The following is a 1,165-nucleotide window of genomic DNA, read 5'->3' as shown; positions in this document are numbered from 1 at the left end:
CGGCTGGTGAAGTACCTCGCCGGGAAGTACGGCATTCCGCTGGACCGGCAGCACATCCTCGGCCATGACACGGTGCCGGGTCCCACCACCGGCACGATCCCCGGCATGCACACCGACCCGGGGCCGTACTGGGACTGGCAGCACTACTTCCAGCTGCTGGGCCGCCCCTTCGAGCCCACCGCCGGCAAGAACGGCGGCCTGGTGACGATCCGCCCCGACTACGCCTCCAACCAGCCGGAGTACACGGGTTGCGACACGGCCGGGCAGCTGTGCGCGGGACACGGCTCCAGCGAGGTGCGGCTGTACTCGCAGCCGGACACCTCCTCACCGCTGATCAAGGACATCGGGCTGCGGCCGAACGGCGGTGACTCGACGATCGACGTGAACGACGTGGCCTCGCGGGTGGAGACCGGTCAGCAGTACGCGGTCGCCGACCGGCAGGGCGACTGGACGGCGATCTGGTACCTGGGGCAGAAGGCCTGGTTCCAGAACCCGGCGGAGAACCCCACGGCGGTGAACGCGGCCGGCCTGGTGGTGACGCCGAAGCCCGGGCTGGCCAGTGTGCCGGTGTACGGGCGGGCGTATCCGGAGAAGGAGGCCTATCCGGCGGACGTGCCCGTGCAGTCGGTCTCGCCGCTGCCGTACAAGCTGCTCGCGGGCCAGAAGTACGTGGTCGGTGACGAGGTGCCGGGCGAGTACCTGTACGCGGTCACCTTCACCACGGACTCGCACCGGGTGGTGGTCGGCAAGGACCTGTACTACGAGATCCAGTTCGGCCACCGGGTGGAGTTCGTGCGGGCCGCGGACGTTCAGCTGCAGCCGTCGGCCCAGTAGGGGCCCGCGGCACGGCAAGTGAAGGGCCGGCCCTTCACTTGCCGAATGTTCCGCTCAGCCCTGCTGGAACAGCTCGGCGGGCAGGGGCTTGAGGAGCGCGTACAGGTCGTCCGTGATCGGGCGGTCCCAGGCGGCGATGGTGACCAGGACGCCGTCGCTGCGGTCGAACTGCACGCAGGAGATCCGGCTCTCGGAGAGCTTCAGCCGGCGCACGATCAGGAGGTTGTCGCCCTGGAGCACCGGCATGTCCTCGGTGCCGACGACGGTGATTTCCTCGTCGTTCTCCAGTGCGAGCAGCAGCTGGGCCACCTCGAAGGGCACCTCGCCCTCG

General features: G+C 69.3%; 2 pseudogenes. One reads left to right on the top strand and one right to left on the bottom strand.

The annotated features are described in order from the left end of the window. Positions 1-834, top strand: a pseudogene (locus BZY54_RS45675) (N-acetylmuramoyl-L-alanine amidase); the annotation flags it as partial. A 54-nt stretch (positions 835-888) separates the two neighbouring features. Here the strand turns inward: BZY54_RS45675 and BZY54_RS45670 are convergent. Further along, a pseudogene (locus tag BZY54_RS45670) lies at positions 889-1,165 on the bottom strand (hypothetical protein); the annotation flags it as partial.

Origin of the sequence: Streptomyces carpinensis, assembly GCF_002154505.1 — a bacterium.
GTDB lineage: Bacteria > Actinomycetota > Actinomycetes > Streptomycetales > Streptomycetaceae > Streptomyces > Streptomyces carpinensis.
The sequence above is the reverse complement of the archived record's forward strand: the minus strand, read 5'-3'. Positions and strand labels throughout refer to the sequence as shown.